Origin of the sequence: Mesorhizobium sp. M0048, assembly GCF_040323405.1 — a bacterium.
In the GTDB taxonomy this organism is placed as follows: Bacteria; Pseudomonadota; Alphaproteobacteria; order Rhizobiales; family Rhizobiaceae; genus Mesorhizobium.
Window position 1 is genome coordinate 32569 of sequence record NZ_JAMYUV010000032.1, and the last position, 18567, is coordinate 51135.

Consider the following 18567-nt stretch of genomic DNA (forward strand, 5'->3'; position numbering starts at 1 on the left):
AGATCCGTAATGGAAGATGTCCCAGATAACCTGGACACCTGCCGATCGGGCCGCCTCGACCATTGGCGCCCAACTTGACCAGTCATAGGCGAAGCTTGCGGAACCGGAGCCTCCACCTGGTGCTCGTCCATACGCCCCACTTCGCTCATTCGAAGTCTTCTTTCAGCAGTCGGCTTCGAACTCGGCCGCCTTGTTAGGACCGGGAACCGCGTTGGCGAAATACCGCATCCAATGGGGCGCGCGCCATCTTCGTTGCTCAGTCCAGCTCGTCCTGGCGTGACCGGGTAATGCCGAACCGATTTGGTCGAGCCTTTGTTCCTGTGGTGGACTGTCCGGAGCTGGGTGGCGAAGGAGGAACAAGGAGGGCCGTGCCAAGTTCGGGGCGATATACCACCGCCGCCGATCGACTCGAGCGGCTGCTCAGCAACAAGAGAGGCACGGGATCACATGACCGTTCAGATTCGACTTTCCGAGATCGACCACGCCAGGCGCGAGGATCGTGGCGACGGCGCTTGGAGCATCGCACCGGACTTGGGCTATTTGCGCCTAGCAATCGTCAATGTCGTGTTCTTCGGCGCACCGGGCAGCGGAGATCGGAACTGGATGCTGATCGATACCGGGTTGCCGACGTCCCGCGGCAGCATTCTTGCGGTCGCGGAAAAGCGGTTTGGCACGAACGCACGGCCGGCCGCGATCATCCTGACCCACGGCCATTTCGACCATGTGGGAACGGTTCTAGACCTCGCGAATAGGTGGGACGTGCCTGTCTTCGCGCATCCACTCGAGCGCCCCTATTTGGACGGAACCGCATCCTATCCGCCACCGGATCCCTGGGTCGGGGGTGGACTGATGGCGCTGCTTTCGCCGCTTTTTCCACGGGGGCCAATTGATCTTGGCAACCGTTTGGAACTCCTACCTGCCGACGGATCGATCCCCGGAATGCCCGGATGGCGATGGCTACACACACCCGGGCACGCTCCTGGGCATATCTCGCTCTGGCGCGAGGAGGACCGCTCGCTGATCGTAGGGGACGCTTTCATCACCACCGGTCAGGAGTCAGTCTATGAGGTCGCCGTTCAGGATCTTGAGATGCACGGTCCGCCGCGCTACTTCACGCCGGACTGGGATGCGGCGGAAAGATCCGTGAAGCACTTGGCTGCCCTGAACCCGCACATGGTCATCAGTGGACACGGTGCGGCTGCCGCGGGAGTGGGCATGCGTCAAGCTCTTGACAGCCTGGCTGAGCGGTTCAGGGTGTTCGCCGTCCCGCCGAAATTGAAATTCGTGCGCGAGCCGGCGGCAGTCCAAGGTAGCTGAGGCTAACCGAGCCGCCGTCGTTCTGAAGTATGGTCAAGTTGGGCAGACTCTATCTCGAGCCCGTAGAGTTACCCGTCGGGTCGCGCTCTCCATCGTCGCCGACAAACTCTGACAAGCGGAACAAACCCGGAAGGCGCCGGGTTAGGGCGTTCGATCGGCGTAGGGCGACTGCGGGCCAAGCGCCCCGAAATTCTGCGTCAGGAGAAGACGTCAGATGAAAACGAGAACCCGAAGGACGCGTGCTCTCCGCCGGCGAGCCGACCGGCAAGAAGTTGTTCGAGCCCACACGGGTCGTCATCCGCCAAGACTTGGCTTCGATTCGCTCATCGGCCAAAACCGTGGAGGAGATCAAATGGCAAATCTGGGAAGATTGGCGATCGCGATGCTTGGCGTTCTGGCATACCAAAATCGCGACAAGCTCTGTGAATTGATTCCGGGAGCGGGGTATCTTAACCCAAACGACCCGCAACGCAGAATTCTGGCTCAGATAACGAATGGCGTGTCGAGGGCTGACCTTGGTGAGATCCTCGACCGGTTCAGGGAGGTGGGGGCAGGATCGAAGGTCGACTCGTGGGTTGGCAGCGGGCCAAACCAACCGATTGAGCCAAGGGACGTCCAAGCGGCAATGGACGAAGGTACACTCACGTCCATTTCGATGCAGACGGGTCTTTCGCGCGAGGAGCTAATCAGAAGGATTGCGCGGGATCTACCCGAGACAGTCAACGAGATGACGCCGAATGGTGAATGGCCGCCTGAGCCGACACATGGCTTGGATAAGTCGACCCTGCTCGACAATGTATCCTAGGGGACACAGCCAGGAATGCAGCCGGCCAAGGCGAGATCCAGGGTGGCAACTCTACACGCGGGGACGCTCCTGCGCGATCGCCTTCATCCGCTCGCGAACCAAGGGTCTGTTTCGAGCGCGCCGAACGCTCAACTGGCCGCCATCCTGAAAATGCGGCACCGCTGCATCGCGGCGCCCTCGCTCGCGTATATCGGTGAGCGGAAGAAGGCGCGTTCCTGGCTGGCCAGAGCGCTGGCGATCGATCCGGACGACTTCGTGACGCAGTACAACGCCGCTTGCATGCATTCCGTGCTCGGGGAAGTGGAGGAAGCGGTGCGGTACCTGGAAAGAGCCGTCGGAGGAAGCGTGAGTCAGAACGTATTGGAACGAATCCGTCACGAAGTCATTTCGACGCCATTCGCGATCACCCGCGGTTCGTGCAGCTTCTTAGTTCACTTGCCTTGTGACGCACAGCTGTACTTGCACAAGCTTCGGCCTGCCTAGCAGCCGCGTTCGGTTTGGGTGGCGGATTCAACTGATCGCAGCAACACACGCTCTTCTGAAAGATGGAGTGTGAGCCATGAAGCAGCGAAGTCGCATCTACTACTCGGCCGCTCAGCGCCTGAGATTTGGGTTCGATGGCAGGCGGGCGAGTCGATGAGCTCGATCGGACGACGATTCGATCGGGAGTCTTCATCGGTCCGTTCTTGCCGCCGCGCCTGGGCCTTGCACTGGCGGGCTGCCGGCCTTGCCTGTCGCCGGTGGTGTTTTCCCCCACATTTTGCTGCCGCTGCTTGTGCTGCTCACCTGGCCGCTCGCCATGGGCAAGTAGTTCGCCCCGGCATCGTCTCTGCAGGGTTTGCTTCGTCGGCAAAGGACATCGCCAGCGGCCTCACAGCTGCGGTCGATCGCGGCCGAATCGGGATTGATGCTGGCCGACGCGCTGGCCGGCGGCCGCTTCACCCTGTTGAGCCTGCCGGCATTATTGCCGGGGCCGGCGACCGGTTGTTCGATGCGAAAGCCGAGGCTCTTAGACTACAATCGGAGATTCCTGGTTCCTTTGTCGATATCATCCCGCAGGCCGGCCACATGGTCCACCACACCGCACCGCTAGCTGTTCTCGCCATGGTGGACAGGGTCGCTGCCGCGGCCAGCATGAAGTAGGCCGGCACTGGCGGGATCCCGAAGAAGTGGAATCGTGATTTTCGGAAAAGATCATGCTCAAAAGCAATAGGTAGAACGCCGTCCCGACTCTATCGGGTGGCGAATCCGATGATTTACTTCACGGCGGCACGCACTTCAGCGAACCGCATCCTGTGCATCCATCCGCGCCGGTTCGGCTAACATCGACGTCGAGGTCCCGTATCTTGGGGATTTGGCCAGGGGAACGGCCCCAATTCCGTGTTCGGCTTCTGCCTCTCTTTGTGGCTGCCAGCATCTACCTAGTCGTCTGCAAATCGAGGCCACGGACTGACAAGCACCCCCGCAGTACAAGGAGCTGGCGGTCGGAGAACAAATGTAGACATGTCGCACCATCCTTGCGGGTACGGCTTGCGATGCATACTGACGGTCGAGGGCTTAATGTAACCAAATCAACGGCTCGGCGTTTCGGTCAGCGCCGTTGCAATGAGCGAAGCCATAACCTCTGTCACGAGCATAGACTGCCGATTTCATGAATCGCAATTTTCTGGTGATCGAACCTGAGGAAGGCATTGCCGTGCTCAAGGGGCTTGCCTCCTCGGCGCGGATCTCGATGCTGAAACTGCTGCATGAGAAGGGGCCGATGAATGTCAACGAAATCGCCGCCGTGCTGTCGCTTCCGCAGTCGACCGTCTCGACCAACATCCAGGTGCTGGAGGATGCGGGGCTGATCCGCACCGAGAGAGCGAAGAAAGGCAACCGGAAAATCTGCTATCCGACCGCCGAAAAAGTGCTCGTCGTGTTCAAGAGCGAATATCGTGCGGTCAAGAACGACGCGATCGAAGTGTCGATGCCGATCGGGCTTTATACCGGCTTCGAGGTTACCGCGCCCTGCGGCCTTTGTTCGCCGGACGGCATCATCGGTCTGCTCGATGTGCCGAACACTTTCCTCGATCCGGACCGCATGAAAGCCGGTCTGCTATGGTTCACGCGCGGTTTTGTCGAATACCAGTTCCCCAACAATGCCAAGCTCGCCAATGCCGAGATCACCGGACTCGAAGTTGCGATAGAACTGTCTTCGGAAGTGCCGGGCACCAGCGCCGATTGGCCCTCGGACATCACGCTGACGATCAATGGCGTCGATGTCGGCACCTGGACGTCGCCGGGGGATTTCGGCGACAAGCGCGGCGTCTTCACGCCCTCCTGGTGGAAGCTCAAGGGCTCGCAATACGGTAAGCTGAAGAACTGGCGAATTGCCAATGACGGCACCTATGTCGACGGCCTCAGGATTTCCGAAACCGGCCTCGCCGCACTCGATCTGAAGAGCCATCATTCAATCCGCGTCCGTATCGGCGTCAAGGACGATGCCAAGCGCCCCGGCGGGATCAATATTTTCGGCAAGGGCTTTGGAAATTACGATCAGGACATTGTGCTCAGGATCAAAACCGCGTGAATCGACTGGCCGCGTTGCTGCGCTCAGTTACAGTTCATTGCTAGGCTAGGCTTGCAGCTGGCACCGCCGTCCATGAGGCGACCGGCTTGCCTGACGTGTATAGATCCCTCGTCGCAAGCTTTGCCCACTGGCTGCGAATCCCCTGCTACCCTCAATCACCAGTACAAAGGGATCCGTCCCACCAACCAACAGCCAGATTATCCTCCGTTCCGGCAAATGCCGGAACTTACCATCTAGGCAACTCTCGAAAGTATATGCCGATCCAGGTCACACTTAGCCAACCCGAACCGCCAGCGATGGTTCGTAGCCTCACGCCTGCTCTGGTAGAACAAAGTCAATTGCCGGCCTTCGATCATTACGGTCGAATGGCCATTCTCGCCGGGCTCACCAGGGTCGAGAACGGGGCCAACGGAAACGTAGGGACCCTTGACGTCATTGGCGATGGCGAAGAAGACGCGCTGCCGGCTGCCGCGCGGACCTTCGGGGAGGAAGCAGGTGGCGTTAAGAAGCACACGACCGTCCGGCAGCTCGACGAGCTGCGCGCCTTCGATCCCCCATTCGTAATCCGGGTGTTCGCGCGCATTGTGATGCGGCACGTCGAGATGATCGAGTATCTTGCCGAGACGTTTCCATGGCCCGAACCAGGAATCGGATTGGCTGCGCGCCAGATAGACATCAGGCTGGGGCACCCTGGTGAATTTGGGCATGCCTGAATAGACGATATAGCGCTTGCCTCCGACGATTGCGGGGTGGGGATCGTAGATGCCGTCCTCATCGGTGTCGGGCAGCGACAATATCGCCGGATTGAGCACCACCCAATGAAAGCCGTCATTGGAGACCGCGTGCTCGCAACGTCCGCCGGACTTCATGAATTCGGTCTGGATAAACATGTGGAAGACGCCGCACTCATGAATGACGCCGGGCGCCGCAATGCCCGATCCGGTTACCGGCAAAACGATCGCCTCGTGCTCTGTCCAGGGTCCATAAAGATCCGGCGCTGTGGCGTGGAGGATTTTCCAGCTCTCGGTTGTGACGGTGCCGCTGGAGCCGAAGACGTGCCAGAGCGTGCCATCGAACACCGGACAAGGGTCCTTCAGATCATCCACAACCTGCGGGTGAAACAATGGAAAGACGTTGGTTTCAAAGTCGATCTTCATTCGCCAGCCATCCCTCGATTCGTCTCGGGCTCCATTCAAATGAACCACCGGCGCGACTCAGATGAATCGATTCCAAGCGTATTTATAGCTCCGCTGATGAACGGTTGTTGAACGATTGAAGGATTTGAACCGCTCTGTGGCAAAGGGCCACATTTGGGGAGCCCGACCTGACGCGAGGGGCTTCATCATGTGGATCGAATGGGGGCGGCCGGCTCGCCCCTTCTCTGTCGAGCCGTCGCAAGTGGAGCGGACGGCTGGTCTCGCCCGAGACAGTTTGGAGCTATGGAACAACTTATCGGGATGGAAGTTATATAGAAGGCTGCGAACTTCATGTCAAAGCTGCCTCGATTGACTTTTGTTAGTCGAGGCATTTTGTAACTATATCGAAGGATAATCTACATGGAAATGGCGGCGGGCCGGGCCAAAACACCAAAAAACCCTGTACAACCGTCTATTTTAATTTGCTTTTCACACCTCCGATGGAACTTCGTATATCAGAGACCACAACACATTCTGACCCTGGCGTCAAAGCAGCAACAGCTAATTTACTTCGAAGAGCCGATCTTCGATGAGAGGCGCCACCCTTCGATGCGGGTGCACAATATTACCCCCAAGATCAGAATAGTGACCCCGCTGATCCCAGTTGGTACTTCCGCGACCAGGGCGGACGCAATCCAGCGCAGGTTCGTCGATCAGATCCTCGCCTCCACGCCGCATGACCGATTGACGACCTGGTATTACACGCCCATGGCGCTACGCTTCAGCGATCATCTCGCCTGTGACGTCTGCGTCTACGACTGCATGGATGAACTCTCCGCGTTCAAAGACGCTCCCGCAGAGTTGACGCAGTTGGAAAAGGCGCTGTTGCAACGTGCCGATGTCGTCTTCACGGGCGGGCAGAGCCTCTACGAGGCCAAGCGCAGCTTGCATCGGGCGATCTTTCCCTTCCCGAGCAGCATCGACGTTACCCATTTCCATCAGGCTAGGGCGCCAGGTGAAGACCCATTCGATCAGGCCGACATACCTCACCCGAGGGTGGGGTACTTCGGGGTCATCGACGAACGGCTCGACCTTGAACTTATCGCGCATGCGGCTGCGGCAATGCCAGACGTGCATTTTGTCATGCTCGGCCCTGTCGTCAAGATCGATCGGGCGAGCCTTCCCACGGCAGGCAACCTGCATTGGCTGGGCGGCAAGTCCTATGCAGACCTGCCGAACTATCTCAGGCATTGGAGTGCCGGCTGGATGCCGTTCGCGCTCAACGAAGCGACCCGCTACATCAGCCCGACCAAGACTCCCGAGTTTCTTGCGGCAGGACTGCCGGTGTTGTCCACGGCGATCGTCGACGTTGTGCGTACCTACGGCGTCGAAGGCCTTGTCGAGATTGTCGAGGCGGAGGACATCGAGGCCAAGCTTCGCTCGATCCTGGCCCACCCCCGCGATTTCCTGGTGAAGAAGGCCGACGCCTACCTCGCCGACATGTCCTGGGAGAAGACCTGGAGCGCGATGGCTGCCCACATCGAGCGCGCCCATGCGATGAAGAGCGTCGTCCCATTCCTGAGGAGGGCGTGAGCGTGTTCGACTGGTTGATCGTAGGGGCCGGTTTCGCCGGCAGTGTGCTGGCCGAGCGTATCGCATCGCAACGGCAGGAAAGCGTCCTGATCATAGACCGACGAAATCACGTCGGCGGCAATGCCTATGACTGCTACGACGAGGCGGGAATACTAATTCACCGTTACGGGCCTCACATCTTTCACACCAACGCCCAATCGATCGTCGACTATCTGTCGCAATTCACGCAATGGCGGCCTTACGAACATCGCGTGCTGTCGCTTGTCGATGGAAAGCTGCTGCCGATACCGATTAATCTCGACACCATAAACCGCCTCTACGGCCTTGAATTGACGTCCGAGCAGCTGCAGGACTTCTTCGCTTTCCGACGCGAAACGGTCAAAGAAGTCCGCACCGCCGAGGACGTCGTGGTGAGCACAGTAGGCAGAGAGCTCTACGAGAAATTCTTCCGCGGCTACACCAGGAAGCAGTGGGGTGTCGACCCTTCCCAGTTGAGCAAGTCAGTGACGGCGCGAGTCCCGACCCGGACCGATCGCGACGATCGGTATTTTGGCGACAGCTTCCAGAACATGCCGGCAGGCGGGTATACGCGCATGTTTCAGCGCCTGCTGGATAGTCCCAAGATCAAGATCATGCTGCAGACCGACTACCGCGAAATTCGCGACAAGATCCCCTTCCAGCAGATGATCTACACCGGTCCGATCGACGAGTATTTCGACTGGAAGCTTGGTCGCTTGCCCTACCGTTCGCTGCGCTTTGAGCACACGACACTTGATTGCGAGCAGTTTCAACCGGTCGCCGTCGTCAACTATCCGCAGACGGAAAAATACACACGGATCACCGAGTACAAGCATCTGACCGGTCAGCAGAGTCCGAAGACCAGCCTCACCTACGAATACCCCACCGACGTCGGAGATCCTTATTACCCGGTGCCGCGGGCCGAAAACGAGGCTTTGTACAAACGATACGAAGCTTTGGCCGCGGCGTGCCCGGAGGTCTGGTTCGTCGGACGTCTTGCAACATATCGCTATTACAATATGGATCAGGTGGTCGGCCAGGCATTGGCTACGTTCGGGCGCATTCAGACACGCCTGCCAGCAAACGGGATGCTCGTCACGCCGACGCAGCGCGAGGCGGCCGAGTGAATGATGCGCCGGCCTGACCGGCGTCGGGCGACCCACGGCCAAAGAGACCAACGATGTTGCTTCTCGGCGAACAGCTCTAGATATGCTGTGCTGTTGATGCAGCTGAAAAGCGCGCACTGTTCGTATCAGCGAGGCTATAGCGCGCTTGCTTGTTGTTCCTCAAACGCCAAGAACGATTGGCGCTGGCGCTCCAACTCGTCCGCAAGTGGCTTGCGAACAGTGCGCGAGCCGTCCGCATGAATGGTGGAGAACAAGCCGACTTCGGCGTGGCGCGAATTGTCCCAACCTGGGTAGGCCGTCACCGGGTACAGGCATATACCCTGAACAGGTGCACCGAGGCTCGTCGCATCGCGCACTTCGTCGCAAACGTAGTGAAGCCAGGCTGGCCGGCCTGAACCTTCGGCGCCGGTCTCGGCGATGAACATCGGCTTCTTGTATCGTTCGGCGACCTCGACCAGCAATTCCGAAAGTGCACGGTATTCGTGATGCCCCATCGGTATCGTTGGGCCATTCAAGTACCATTGGTTGTGCGGATAGAAGTTGAGGCCGATGACGTCCACAACGTCCTCGCTGCCGCCCAACTCCGGTTCCACGCGCCCGATCAGCATGTCATACGCCTCGAATTGGCCCTGGCGAGCATTTTCGGCGCGCCGCCGCTCGGGGTGAGTACGGTCACGAGGAGCAATATGGATCAGCGGTTCGGCCCAGATGAACCTGCAGCCGGGTTCGGCCTCCCGCATGGCCCTCACGCCGGCGACCGCTGCCCTGACAAGGTGTCGTTTGAACCATCCACGCTTGTTCGGCCCGACGCGGGGGAAATAGCCGACCTCCACAGCCCATGCAAAAAACGAAATCTCGTTGATCGGGCACACCAGGGGAGCCAGCCCGGTAACGGAGCGATGAACCCGAACAGCTTCCGCGGCGAAACGGACGTAGGCCTTGATAAACCCCGGGCCACCTTGGTCGATATGGTCTGGCGAGCCATAGTGGAAGATATCCCAGATAATCTGCACCCCGGCCGCCTGGGCTGCTTCGATCGCCGACGTCCAACTCGACCAGTCGAAAACTCCGGGCGCTGTTTCAATCAGGTGCCAGCGCAAGCCGTCGCGGATCGTGCGAAGCCCAAGCTCGGCACAACGGCGATAGTCGGCATGTGCATGGATGTCATGTGAGGTCGCGCGGATCAGATCAAGACGGGCCCCGTCGGCGCGCCTGTGGGAGGAACACTCGAAACCAGCCATGAAAAAGCTGTCGAACCCGGAAGAGCCTGCCGTGGGCCGACGGGCGGTATCCTCGTTCATACCAACATCCTGTCGCCCAAGGCGTGGGCAAGTAATCGCATTCGCAGTCCCCCATTGTCAGTTCCGGTGGCCTAGTCGAAACCGGTCGGCCACCACCACGTCGACGGCTCGGCGGCTGCGGTGTACACGTGTGCCTGGATTGGCGAATACAACCAAGCTCCAATCCCGTCTGCCGGGGGCCGCGGTCGCGTCGATTCGATCCGAAGTTATGCGGCCTGTTGCATCGCCCGTTCGTTGACGCCTGTTTCGCCTAGTCGGGTGAGCGCCTCATCGGTTGCTTTTTCTTCCTTGAGCGTCTGTTCGAGTAGCGGGACGGCGTCTTTCAAGCCAAGTAACCCGGCCCATGTGACAAGAGTCCCGTAGCGCGCTATTTCATAATGTTCGACGGACTGGGCTGCAGCCACGAGACCCGCGTCCAATGCCGGAGCCTCCTCGAATTCCTCCAAAATCTCCTGTCCTTCTTCGATGATGCCGTCGATCGCCGGGCACGTTTTCCCTTGGGCTCTCTTGCCAAAGGCGTCGAAAACTTGCTGCAGACGCTCGATCTGACCTTCCGTCTCGTCACGATGTTTTTCGAACGCCGCCTTCAACTCTTCGGACTCCGCGCCCTTTGCCATTTTCCGGAGCGCCGTCAGAATCTTGCGTTCGGCGTAGTAGATGTCTTTCAGACCATCATAGAAAAGGTCTTCCAAGCCCTTGGAGCTGCCCTGAGAGCTTTTTTTCGTCGCCATTGTCATCTCCTCTTTCATTTCTATCGACGCATGCATGGCTCTAACTGGACCAGTCTCTTGTTGTTCCTTCGGCGACGGCACACCGGCAGCCAACAGCGAGCGACGGTCGGGTTGACCGCTGATTTCAGTCCGCCGCGCCAGCAGCGGCTTGAGCATCTCGGCTGCGCTCCATTGCGGAAGTTCCGGAATGAGGATCGTCTGCCTGAAGGGTTTCCGCTGTCATCGAGTCCTTGCGGCCGCATTTTTCGCAACGGACCTTTGCCCGCACCTGATCAAGGTTCCCGATCTCTTCTCGGGCCCCCAATGGCGTCGAACCTGGACGAAGTTGCCGACCAGATCAGCAGTGTATAGGGGCCGCGGACCTGTTTTCCGATGTAGTTGAACTCACCTTGAGGCAGCTGCTCGCGCAGGCGTTTGGACGACAGGCGGACGGCATCATGGCCTCTAAATTCGAATTCGAGGTCAAGAGGACCACGTCCACAGCATAGTTGCACCTAAGATCCTCCTCGATGTCGCCAGCGGCGCGAAGCCTCAGATGGTCTTCGAAAACCCCTCTGCGGACCGAGCATGTCATGTCTCCTTTGCAGTACCGGAAAGGCCGTGGACAGCCGTGTCGTCCTTCGCGATGCTGAACGGATGCGACGGCGGTTTGTTCCTGAGGCCAACATGCGCTGGAGCCGGATTGACTTGCACCCCCGATCACAAACGAATGAGAACATTCAATCGGGGTCCTCATGGCTTCCGCCATCGACATTCTGGCATGCTGACCAGCGACGAGGTCGGCAATTGTCCAGGACTAGAGCGGCCGGCCAGGTGCAGCGGTGCCGGGGGGACCTCACGCTCCAAGGCCGTCCTGGCCTTCGCCAGCGACAACCACAAGGCCTGCAAAAAAGCTTCATCTGCTTGCGGTGTTAATCCGACCTCCTTGCAATGTTCAACGATCCTGTCCTGGATCGACACTGCGGTTTCATACCGTTGGACAACCCTTGCCAGAACGTCCTGACAGGTGCCAATCGCCACCTCCCGAATGTGGTCAGCGACGGGAGAGAGGGCAGCACGGGTGACATCATGAGCAACGGGGGCGTCCCGATCAGTAGGATGTATTCCGCCTCGGGCTGCCCATAAGAACGATCCGCCAACGCGCGTCTATAGCAATAGCTTCAGCCTTCAATTGAACAAAGCAATCGTGTGGGGACCGGTCCTCACCCATGACCAGGGCTGCCCCGGTCATACCGTCAAAGCCAATAAGGCCAACCTCGGCCTCGACCTCAGCCCGAAGCTTCGCCACCATTAACCCGAGACCGCTCTCGAAGAAATCGACGGTGTCAATCGGGACCGAGGTCTGCTCCAGGTGCGTCCTCAGTCCCAAGTGACGGGCTTCGAGGTGAGGCTGCAGCAACGTCAGATCCGGTGCGCTCAGGCGCCGCAACAGTTCGTTCTTGAACGAGGTTTCCATCTGCGCTGTCTCCCGATCGGGGCGGAAGGGCGATGGTCGCTCACAGCTGAGGACGCCCTAACAATTGTCGACAGTCAGGGGAAAGTATACCTAAAAGGGCGGGGAGTCTCAAAAGCTACTAGGCTGACCAGAGAAGCTCGTCAGTCTGGCGATCATCAAGATGCTGCTAACAAGCAGTGTCCGCCTCTACTGGTCGAAGGTTGCCTTCGCAATCTGGTGTGCGCCTTTTGTCGAAGCATACGGCCCCAAACTGATTCATCCTCTGGGGAAGCCAAGCGGTATCGACGCTGCCGGAAAACTTACGCGCAAGCTCCACACTTTCGGGGGGCGCTTTGTCGATCGACCAGAGTAGCCAAGCACCCCTTCTGTATCCCATAGTATTCGTCTTCGCCTATTGCTCCGGAACGGCAGAGGTTTGCGGACGATTTCGTGCTGCTTCGGCAATTTCCGGGATGTATTTCGTCGCGGTGCAGCTTCGGTTCACATTGGCGCGTGCGTCGAATACCTCTTTCTCGCAGACCCGCTTGGCGAGCTCGATAGGCACATGAACTGCCAGAGGCACTTCCACCTCGGAGATTCCAAGCTCCCTTGCGATCTGCTGTTTCACTTCGTGCCTGCCAAGCGAAACGTCGACGCCGACATCCTGGGCATCTTCGGTTGTCGATGATGCGCCTTGCCCCGGCAGATCTTGCTGCTCGGTCTGAGCAAATGACTGCACGGCAAAAAGCTGTAAGGCGAACACGGCGAGCGGCAAAATTCGTTGGAATACTCTCATGCCTGGCTCCTGCAGGTGCCTTTAACAACGGCAAAGTATTTGAAGCGTTCCAGAGGCGGGGATGCGCGCGCTCAGCGGCAGTCGAGGCGGGTTTTTTCTGTTGGAATACGATATGGCGACCGTGGTTGGGTGCGACAGCCGACTGTGCTGGCACATCGGAGTGTAGGAATTTGCCTACCGAGAAAGAAAGACAAGCCAGAGACGAGCGCGCCTCGGATGCTGCACGAGGATTGACCGACATTGAGCGTGCGGCACGAGACGCAAAGACCGCGGCTTCGGGAGCAGCGCCTGAAGGCCGCACTTGCTGTGACGTCGGCCCGCGGCATCTAAACCGAAGAGGACACCAAAACCGTGAAAGCCTAGCAGTCACTTGCACCACACGGACTTGCATTCAACCCCACGGTGCTCAAGATCCAAGTAGGCTCTGCAGCTCTCTAGGCTCAGAACGTCGTGCACCCAAGTTAGATCCTGCTGCAGCAGTCAGGACTACCCCAGAACGAATATGGCCAACAGGGCAACAAAGAGAACAAGGGCGATCGCGGCGCCCCAGATGAGGACCTTTCCGGTGCCGCGTTGCTCTTCCTCGCGAGAAACGTCTTTCGCCATCCATGCATCCTTTGCGAAGGTCCAAACTGAGCAACGTGCCGTGCCAGGCTGTTCCCAACGCTCTCGGAGCCAACTTGGTGTCAGTCCAACTGCCGGTTGCCGTAGGGCTTCTTCGCTCTAGCGCTATCGGCAATACAGCGCGGCTCTCCTCTGAGCGCGACCGCAGCTCCCTTCAGGCATGATGCGCGAGCAGGCGGATATGTATCTGACCGAAAGCAAACAGAAGCCAGGCCTGCCCACTGAAAGCACAAGCAAGCACAAGGTTCCTCAACTGACGCTCGGCTGGCGGCAACTTGCTCGCCAGCCGAGTTGAGTTCAGGCGGTGGTCGGGGGAGATCAGCCAGCCACACGCTGGTGATTCCAACCTGAGCCGATGTGCCAATCAGCAACCTTCGTCGGTCTTTTTGACCTGGCCTGGCGCGGCGGTGTTGGCTGCCGTGTCCTGCTGACCTGGCGCCGCCTGCTGAGCGCTGCCAGTCTGCTGGCCGGGCGCGCAGTCTCTGGCCGAGTTCGGATTTGTGGTGCCGCTGGTGGTGGTCGTGTCGGTGCCTTGATCGCCGGACATGTTGGTCCCGCTGCTCGTCGTGCCGGTGCCCTGATCCGTCGTGCTGGGCATGGTCGTCGTGGTCGAGGTTCCGCTCGTCGAGGTTCCGCTCGAAATTCCGCTGGTCGTCTGGGCAAAGGAAAGCCCGGCCGACACCGCCAGCACGGCCGAAGCCAAAAGGATGCGTTTCATCTTCTTTCTCCTGTCTGAATGCGCGGGATGCGCCTGGCAAATTGAACAGGCAGACAGAAGGAGTGTTCCCCGATGAAGTTCAACTTTTGTAACTCTGGTCGTAGGTCAGCCTTAGGATGGCCGGCGTATATTAGAACCTCATGACGGCGGCTCGAGTCGAAAAGCAATCAACGAGCGGAGAGGCCGTCGCGTTCCTTGTGACTGCGGTGGCGCGGTGAGGCACAAGGCTCAATGCGGAGCGCCAGCGGCCGCGATCAGCGCCTCGTCGAGAATCCACTTCAGCTTCGCCGAGCGCTGGTAGCTTCATCTGCTTGCCGTTCTTACTTGCCAGGAACGACATGCAGCGGTCGCAGTATGCCATGCGGGACCTTCAATATGTCGCCGCGTCGGATGGCCAGGAAGCGGCCAGTGCCAGTTGGACTTTGTGATGGAGCGGCGCAGCGGCGAGCGTCCACGGGCCGTTTTCCTTGCGCCGATCTTCCCGATCTTCGCCTTTTCCACGCATCGCTGCAGGATTTTTCGCGAGGTGAATTGAGACCCGCCACGGCGCTGATCTCTGCGACGGTCAAGGCCCGTTCGGCGGGCTCTACTCCGGAACAATGTCCTCTTCTGAAAGTTTCCTTAGATCGCAAAGGAGATTCGAGATGTCAGAAAGCCGCGAATGGTTTGTCCAATGGCTTAGAGATGCCCATGCCATGGAAGAGCAGGCCGAAACGATGTTGAACGGGCAGTTGAGTCGTATCGAGAATTATCCCGAACTGAGCGACCGAATCCGACAGCACCTCGACGAGACCAAGCAACAGGCTGCCCGGCTCAAGACTTGTCTCGATCAGATGGACGAGGGTTCATCCACGATGAAGGATGCTGGCGGTAAGCTGACGGCGATGGCGCAATCGCTGAGCGGCGTCTTCGCTGGAGACGAGGTGATGAAAGGATCGCTCGCGAGCTACACGTTCGAGCACATGGAAATCGCCTCCTACACGATCCTGATTGCCGCTGCTCGATCGCTCGGCGAAAGCGAGGTACTTCGGGCTTGCGAAGAGAATCTGCGAGAGGAAGTCGCGATGGCGGATTGGCTGAAATCCCGTCTTCCCTCCACGACCGAGCAGTTCCTTGCGCGGGCCGAAGCGGACAGCGACAGCGCCAAGCGGTGATCGGGTAGGAACGTAGTATCCGTAAACTGGGTGATCGGGATTCGTCCGCTAGCGCGTCCCCCTTCGTGAACGCTGGGCAACGAACACGCCTAGCAGGCGGTCGTCGAGCTGCGCATTTCGAGAAATTGCAACGACGAGCGATGCTAATATTGCGGCGTCGTCACTTAGAGAGTCGAAGCGTTCGCCTGCGCAAGCCTGGTCAAATACGCATTGGCAATAGCCAGATCGGAAGGGCTAGCGCAGCGCTCGGCGAAATAAAGCTCGAGTGGGCGTGTTAAAACGTTCCAAACGAGGTCGCGATAGCGGAATGCCCGAGAACGCTCTAGATGACTGAGCAGTTGCGTGCGCGGGCACCGGCAGCGCCAAGCCGGATCGGAGAAAGTTCGTCCTGACAGCGGACAGAGCGCGCCGTTGCGCTCACGTTATGGGGTCGGCAGCACTTGCACGGTTTTCGGGGTGAATTCCGCTTCAGCCGGTCGCTGGCGGTTTCGCTGAAGGCCGTGACCGACCGGCCGACGATCATCATGCTCGAAGGGGTTGACCGCTGTGTCCGATCTTCTCCGCCGTGCGCATCGTCATCGCGCCGTCCGTGGTTCCAGAATATGCAATCCGATGGCTGAACTCGTCGGGACTCGATAAATGTCAGCGCGGCATCATACTTTGCCTTCAGGACGACTGTTTCTCTGCAATGACCTCTGTCTACGCTCTTCCAGTTCGGTCGGTGTCCATCTGCTCATTCACACGTCGTTGATAGGCAAAGCCGACAGCCGCGGCGACTGCCAAACCTGCCGCCGCCAGAAGGAGTTTGTCCTCGGTATGCTCATTGCCCGATGCGTCTTGAACAGCTAACGAAGCTTCATCGAAGGGTGCGGATGCTCTCGCGGCAGTCTCGCCCTCGTGCGGCCCAACGCCGCTATGGCGGATACCCGCAGCTAGACGTTCTGTCTTCTCTTTTACAGTTTCCTTGGCCACGCCGGTCAACTCGGCAGCTTGGCGTTTTATTTTACCAGCCGTTTCAAGAGCGAAATCACTGACGCTTTCCGCCAAATCACTAGATTGCTCCTTCAGGCGCTCCTTGGCGTACGATAGGTGATCCACCTGCTGCTCGCCGGGTGGCCGGGCCGAATTGGTCCGCAATAAGCTGAACAATCCCGCTCCGACAAGTGCGGTTGCGATCGGCGGACGGCGGAGGAAACGCCACCCCAAACCGGCCCCAATCGCCAAAGCAGCGCTCGGATTGGCAGCCGCCTTGGCCTTGAGATCGTCAATAATCGCCTGCGCCACCGATTGCATTGAGGCTCTTGCTTTCTCCACCAGGGCATCCTTTGCCTCAAGCGCTTCGTGTTTCAAATCATCGGTAAATTCGGAGAGCGTGTTTGGCGACCGAAGTGTCGACAAGTCCTCGGCGAGCTTAGCCCGGGCAGCCTCAACTTCGTATTCAAGATGCTCAAGTTGCGGATCGGCCATCATAAATCTCTCTTGCCACCGGGGCGGGCAGGTTTGCTCGACCGAGCGTTGCCCGACCGCTGCGATTTGGCCGTTATTCCTTCCGAAGGGGTGGCGCTGCCCGGTTGCAGCTTGGCGGCCGGAGTGGATGAACCGCTCGATCCACTTGGGCTTGGCGAAGGCGGCTGCACGGGTTCACTTGATTGCTCTTCTGACAAGGCGCTTCCAAAGGCGCCCGCAACGTCCCTTGCGACCTCCTTCAGGCCGTCCGAATTCAGCCCATGTTCCTCGGCGGCGCTTTTGAGCCGTTCGCCCGCCTTTGATGTCGAGGACTTCAAGCGTTCCCCAGCTTTTTCAGCAGCATCCGTCAATCGCTCTCCTGCTGGGCCGAGCGTGCGCCTCTCGACATCGCTGGCCGGCAAAGCAGCAGCTATGGCGGCACCGGCTGCGAAGCCGGCCAGAACAAAAGCCAATGGCTGTTCTTCCACCATGCGGCCAATCGTGTCTTGCAACGTTGATTGGGCTTGCTGCACCACGCGCCCTGACTTCTCGGATACGGAGCGACCGGCCTGTTCTGCGTATGACGCGGCGGATGATGCGTAGTGACTTGCGGTTTCACTCACCTTCTCCCCAATGCCGGCTAAATTGTCGCGCATGGCCTCAGCTGTCTCGCTAGCCTGTTCCTGCGCTTTTGACGCCCCGCCGCTGGCGGTGCGTGCGTGCGGAGCATTTTGGCGCCCGTTGGTTCCACGGGATTGCTCGCGATGCCCGGCACTTGAACCGCGGCTGCGCATTAGCAGCGCGCACCCTGCTGCGACGAGCAGAAGGCCTTCGGGATTGTTCCTAGCGGAGCTGAGAAGCCATTCTTTCGTTCCAAAATCCTGGACCTGTGAATTGCGGCTCATGTTAATTGCTCCTTGGTTGTCGCAATATCCTGCTTTATTTGGCTTATAGAGTGTGTCGGCAGAAGTTCTTTTTGCGCATCAGCGCGGCCCCTATAGTAGGCGAAAACAGCGGCAGCCGCCGTTGCGGTCGCGACTATGAGACACGACCAGTGCAGGGCTATCCCTAAGCTCGAGATTCCAAGTACGAGGGCTTGCATTAGAAGCAGAGCGGCGACCACTCCCAGCGCGCCAGCAGCAGACATCCACACACCTGCTTGGAGCTTCGTTGAGACGTTGGCGGACAGCTCCGCATGCGCCAGGCGCAACTCTTTTTGAAAGAGGTCCGCGGCGTCCGCCAACACTGCCGACAGTGCTTGAGGGAGAGGCGAATTCTTCAGTTGTTCCTGTGCCATCAGATCAGTTCGCTCCCGGCCGCCTTTCCTTGATGGATTCTGAAGCGGGAGGCGCGCTCTTCAGCGTGCGGAATGTCAAAAAACCCGCTACGGCGGCCAGCCCAAACACCAAACCCGGCTTGCGCCTGGCCAAATCGGACGCTGCAAGAACCAGTTGATCGACGGATCTGTCTCGCAGGTCGTCTGCGTATCCATCAAGCCTATTGGCGAAGGTGCGCACGACCCCAGCGACGATCGGTGCATTTGTGTCGAGGTCCTCGGCCGCACGTTTGGTCGAACTCGCCAGTTGGCCCATCACCTCGGCGCCGCTGCCGACCTGACGGTCCAACATCTCCTTCACCTGATTGGTCACGGTGGACGCGCCACCAGCGGCCGCCCGTTTGGCGGTTCCCGCTGCCCCTTGTGCTATGTCCGACGCTTTGGATAAGACGCCCCTTACGGTTGCTCCTATGTCTTCCGAGGTACCGTCACCAGTCCTTACCGCAGTTGGGGGACGC

The 18567-nt window shown here is 59.1% G+C and carries 18 protein-coding genes; 8 read left to right on the top strand and 10 right to left on the bottom strand.

Annotated elements, in window-relative coordinates; genetic code table 11:
* Positions 1–447: 447 nt before the first annotated feature.
* The 4 genes from NKJ84_RS22650 (at position 448) to NKJ84_RS22665 (ending at position 4694) form a co-directional block, all read left to right on the top strand.
* Positions 448–1317 carry an MBL fold metallo-hydrolase gene (locus NKJ84_RS22650; RefSeq protein WP_352492316.1) on the top strand — a complete coding sequence of 290 codons (870 nt, stop codon included), beginning with the start codon at positions 448–450 and terminating at the stop codon, positions 1315–1317.
* A gap of 352 nt (positions 1318–1669) precedes the next feature.
* Entirely contained in the window at positions 1670–2122 is a 453-nt protein-coding gene (locus NKJ84_RS22655; RefSeq protein ID WP_352503351.1) for a YidB family protein, read from the top strand.
* A 15-nt stretch (positions 2123–2137) separates the two neighbouring features.
* Positions 2138–2605, top strand: coding sequence for a tetratricopeptide repeat protein (locus NKJ84_RS22660; RefSeq protein WP_352508320.1), 468 nt, complete (start codon positions 2138–2140; stop codon positions 2603–2605).
* 1168 nt (positions 2606–3773) lie between these two features.
* On the top strand, positions 3774–4694 hold the full coding sequence (locus NKJ84_RS22665; RefSeq protein ID WP_352467858.1) for an ArsR/SmtB family transcription factor: 921 nt from the start codon (positions 3774–3776) through the stop codon (positions 4692–4694).
* 233 nt (positions 4695–4927) lie between these two features.
* Here NKJ84_RS22665 and NKJ84_RS22670 read toward each other — a convergent pair whose 3' ends face one another.
* Positions 4928–5851, bottom strand: coding sequence for a glycoside hydrolase family protein (locus tag NKJ84_RS22670; RefSeq protein ID WP_352508321.1), 924 nt, complete (start codon positions 5849–5851; stop codon positions 4928–4930).
* 399 nt (positions 5852–6250) lie between these two features.
* On the opposite strand from NKJ84_RS22670, the gene NKJ84_RS22675 reads away from it, so the two are divergent.
* Positions 6251–7423 (top strand): glycosyltransferase family protein, encoded by a 1173-nt coding sequence (locus NKJ84_RS22675; protein WP_352467856.1) that lies wholly within the window; start codon positions 6251–6253, stop codon positions 7421–7423.
* A gap of 2 nt (positions 7424–7425) precedes the next feature.
* Positions 7426–8568: a UDP-galactopyranose mutase gene (gene glf / locus NKJ84_RS22680; protein ID WP_352508343.1), complete on the top strand. Its 1143-nt coding sequence runs from the start codon at positions 7426–7428 to the stop codon at positions 8566–8568.
* A gap of 134 nt (positions 8569–8702) precedes the next feature.
* Here glf and NKJ84_RS22685 read toward each other — a convergent pair whose 3' ends face one another.
* The 4 genes from NKJ84_RS22685 to NKJ84_RS22700 all read right to left on the bottom strand — a co-directional run bounded on the left by NKJ84_RS22685 (position 8703) and on the right by NKJ84_RS22700 (position 12831).
* Complete coding sequence (locus NKJ84_RS22685) at positions 8703–9869, bottom strand: glycoside hydrolase family 1 protein (RefSeq protein WP_352508322.1); 1167 nt, start codon at positions 9867–9869, stop codon at positions 8703–8705.
* Between the two features lie 206 nt (positions 9870–10075).
* Positions 10076–10600, bottom strand: a complete 525-nt coding sequence (locus tag NKJ84_RS22690; RefSeq protein ID WP_023677856.1) for a YciE/YciF ferroxidase family protein — start codon at positions 10598–10600, stop codon at positions 10076–10078.
* A 1090-nt stretch (positions 10601–11690) separates the two neighbouring features.
* Complete coding sequence (locus NKJ84_RS22695; protein ID WP_352508323.1) at positions 11691–12056, bottom strand: hypothetical protein; 366 nt, start codon at positions 12054–12056, stop codon at positions 11691–11693.
* A gap of 391 nt (positions 12057–12447) precedes the next feature.
* Positions 12448–12831 carry a hypothetical protein gene (locus NKJ84_RS22700; protein ID WP_156937370.1) on the bottom strand — a complete coding sequence of 128 codons (384 nt, stop codon included), beginning with the start codon at positions 12829–12831 and terminating at the stop codon, positions 12448–12450.
* Between the two features lie 784 nt (positions 12832–13615).
* On the opposite strand from NKJ84_RS22700, the gene NKJ84_RS22705 reads away from it, so the two are divergent.
* The gene (locus tag NKJ84_RS22705) at positions 13616–13750 is read left to right on the top strand and encodes a hypothetical protein (protein WP_352508324.1); all 135 of its coding nucleotides are present in this window, start codon (positions 13616–13618) and stop codon (positions 13748–13750) included.
* Positions 13751–13819: 69 nt separating this feature from the next.
* On the opposite strand, the gene NKJ84_RS22710 is transcribed toward NKJ84_RS22705, so the two are convergent.
* On the bottom strand, positions 13820–14173 hold the full coding sequence (locus NKJ84_RS22710) for a hypothetical protein (protein WP_352508325.1): 354 nt from the start codon (positions 14171–14173) through the stop codon (positions 13820–13822).
* Positions 14174–14817: 644 nt separating this feature from the next.
* On the opposite strand from NKJ84_RS22710, the gene NKJ84_RS22715 reads away from it, so the two are divergent.
* Positions 14818–15327 (top strand): ferritin-like domain-containing protein, encoded by a 510-nt coding sequence (locus NKJ84_RS22715; RefSeq protein WP_352508344.1) that lies wholly within the window; start codon positions 14818–14820, stop codon positions 15325–15327.
* 699 nt (positions 15328–16026) lie between these two features.
* Here the strand turns inward: NKJ84_RS22715 and NKJ84_RS22720 are convergent.
* Genes NKJ84_RS22720 through NKJ84_RS22735 form a run of 4 tightly spaced genes read right to left on the bottom strand, consistent with a single transcriptional unit; the run spans position 16027 to position 18422 of the window.
* A complete protein-coding gene (locus NKJ84_RS22720; RefSeq protein ID WP_352508326.1) occupies positions 16027–16797 on the bottom strand; it encodes a hypothetical protein in 771 nt (256 codons plus the stop codon).
* Positions 16794–17678 carry a hypothetical protein gene (locus NKJ84_RS22725; protein ID WP_352508327.1) on the bottom strand — a complete coding sequence of 295 codons (885 nt, stop codon included), beginning with the start codon at positions 17676–17678 and terminating at the stop codon, positions 16794–16796. Before NKJ84_RS22725 ends, NKJ84_RS22720 begins: the two co-directional genes overlap by 4 nt.
* Positions 17675–18070 carry a phage holin family protein gene (locus tag NKJ84_RS22730; RefSeq protein WP_352508328.1) on the bottom strand — a complete coding sequence of 132 codons (396 nt, stop codon included), beginning with the start codon at positions 18068–18070 and terminating at the stop codon, positions 17675–17677. Before NKJ84_RS22730 ends, NKJ84_RS22725 begins: the two co-directional genes overlap by 4 nt.
* Positions 18071–18074: 4 nt before the next feature.
* Positions 18075–18422: a hypothetical protein gene (locus NKJ84_RS22735; protein WP_352508329.1), complete on the bottom strand. Its 348-nt coding sequence runs from the start codon at positions 18420–18422 to the stop codon at positions 18075–18077.
* Positions 18423–18567 lie beyond the last annotated feature (145 nt).

Coding starts and splice junctions, on each gene's coding strand:
- NKJ84_RS22650 (WP_352492316.1), top strand. CDS start 448: ATGACCGTTCAGATTCGACTTTCCGAGATCGACCACGCCAGGCGCGAG.
- NKJ84_RS22655 (WP_352503351.1), top strand. CDS start 1,670: ATGGCAAATCTGGGAAGATTGGCGATCGCGATGCTTGGCGTTCTGGCA.
- NKJ84_RS22660 (WP_352508320.1), top strand. CDS start 2,138: ATGCAGCCGGCCAAGGCGAGATCCAGGGTGGCAACTCTACACGCGGGG.
- NKJ84_RS22665 (WP_352467858.1), top strand. CDS start 3,774: ATGAATCGCAATTTTCTGGTGATCGAACCTGAGGAAGGCATTGCCGTG.
- NKJ84_RS22670 (WP_352508321.1), bottom strand. CDS start 5,851: ATGAAGATCGACTTTGAAACCAACGTCTTTCCATTGTTTCACCCGCAG.
- NKJ84_RS22675 (WP_352467856.1), top strand. CDS start 6,251: ATGGAAATGGCGGCGGGCCGGGCCAAAACACCAAAAAACCCTGTACAA.
- NKJ84_RS22685 (WP_352508322.1), bottom strand. CDS start 9,869: ATGAACGAGGATACCGCCCGTCGGCCCACGGCAGGCTCTTCCGGGTTC.
- NKJ84_RS22690 (WP_023677856.1), bottom strand. CDS start 10,600: ATGGCGACGAAAAAAAGCTCTCAGGGCAGCTCCAAGGGCTTGGAAGAC.
- NKJ84_RS22695 (WP_352508323.1), bottom strand. CDS start 12,056: ATGGAAACCTCGTTCAAGAACGAACTGTTGCGGCGCCTGAGCGCACCG.
- NKJ84_RS22700 (WP_156937370.1), bottom strand. CDS start 12,831: ATGAGAGTATTCCAACGAATTTTGCCGCTCGCCGTGTTCGCCTTACAG.
- NKJ84_RS22705 (WP_352508324.1), top strand. CDS start 13,616: ATGATGCGCGAGCAGGCGGATATGTATCTGACCGAAAGCAAACAGAAG.
- NKJ84_RS22710 (WP_352508325.1), bottom strand. CDS start 14,173: ATGAAACGCATCCTTTTGGCTTCGGCCGTGCTGGCGGTGTCGGCCGGG.
- NKJ84_RS22715 (WP_352508344.1), top strand. CDS start 14,818: ATGTCAGAAAGCCGCGAATGGTTTGTCCAATGGCTTAGAGATGCCCAT.
- NKJ84_RS22720 (WP_352508326.1), bottom strand. CDS start 16,797: ATGATGGCCGATCCGCAACTTGAGCATCTTGAATACGAAGTTGAGGCT.
- NKJ84_RS22725 (WP_352508327.1), bottom strand. CDS start 17,678: ATGAGCCGCAATTCACAGGTCCAGGATTTTGGAACGAAAGAATGGCTT.
- NKJ84_RS22730 (WP_352508328.1), bottom strand. CDS start 18,070: ATGGCACAGGAACAACTGAAGAATTCGCCTCTCCCTCAAGCACTGTCG.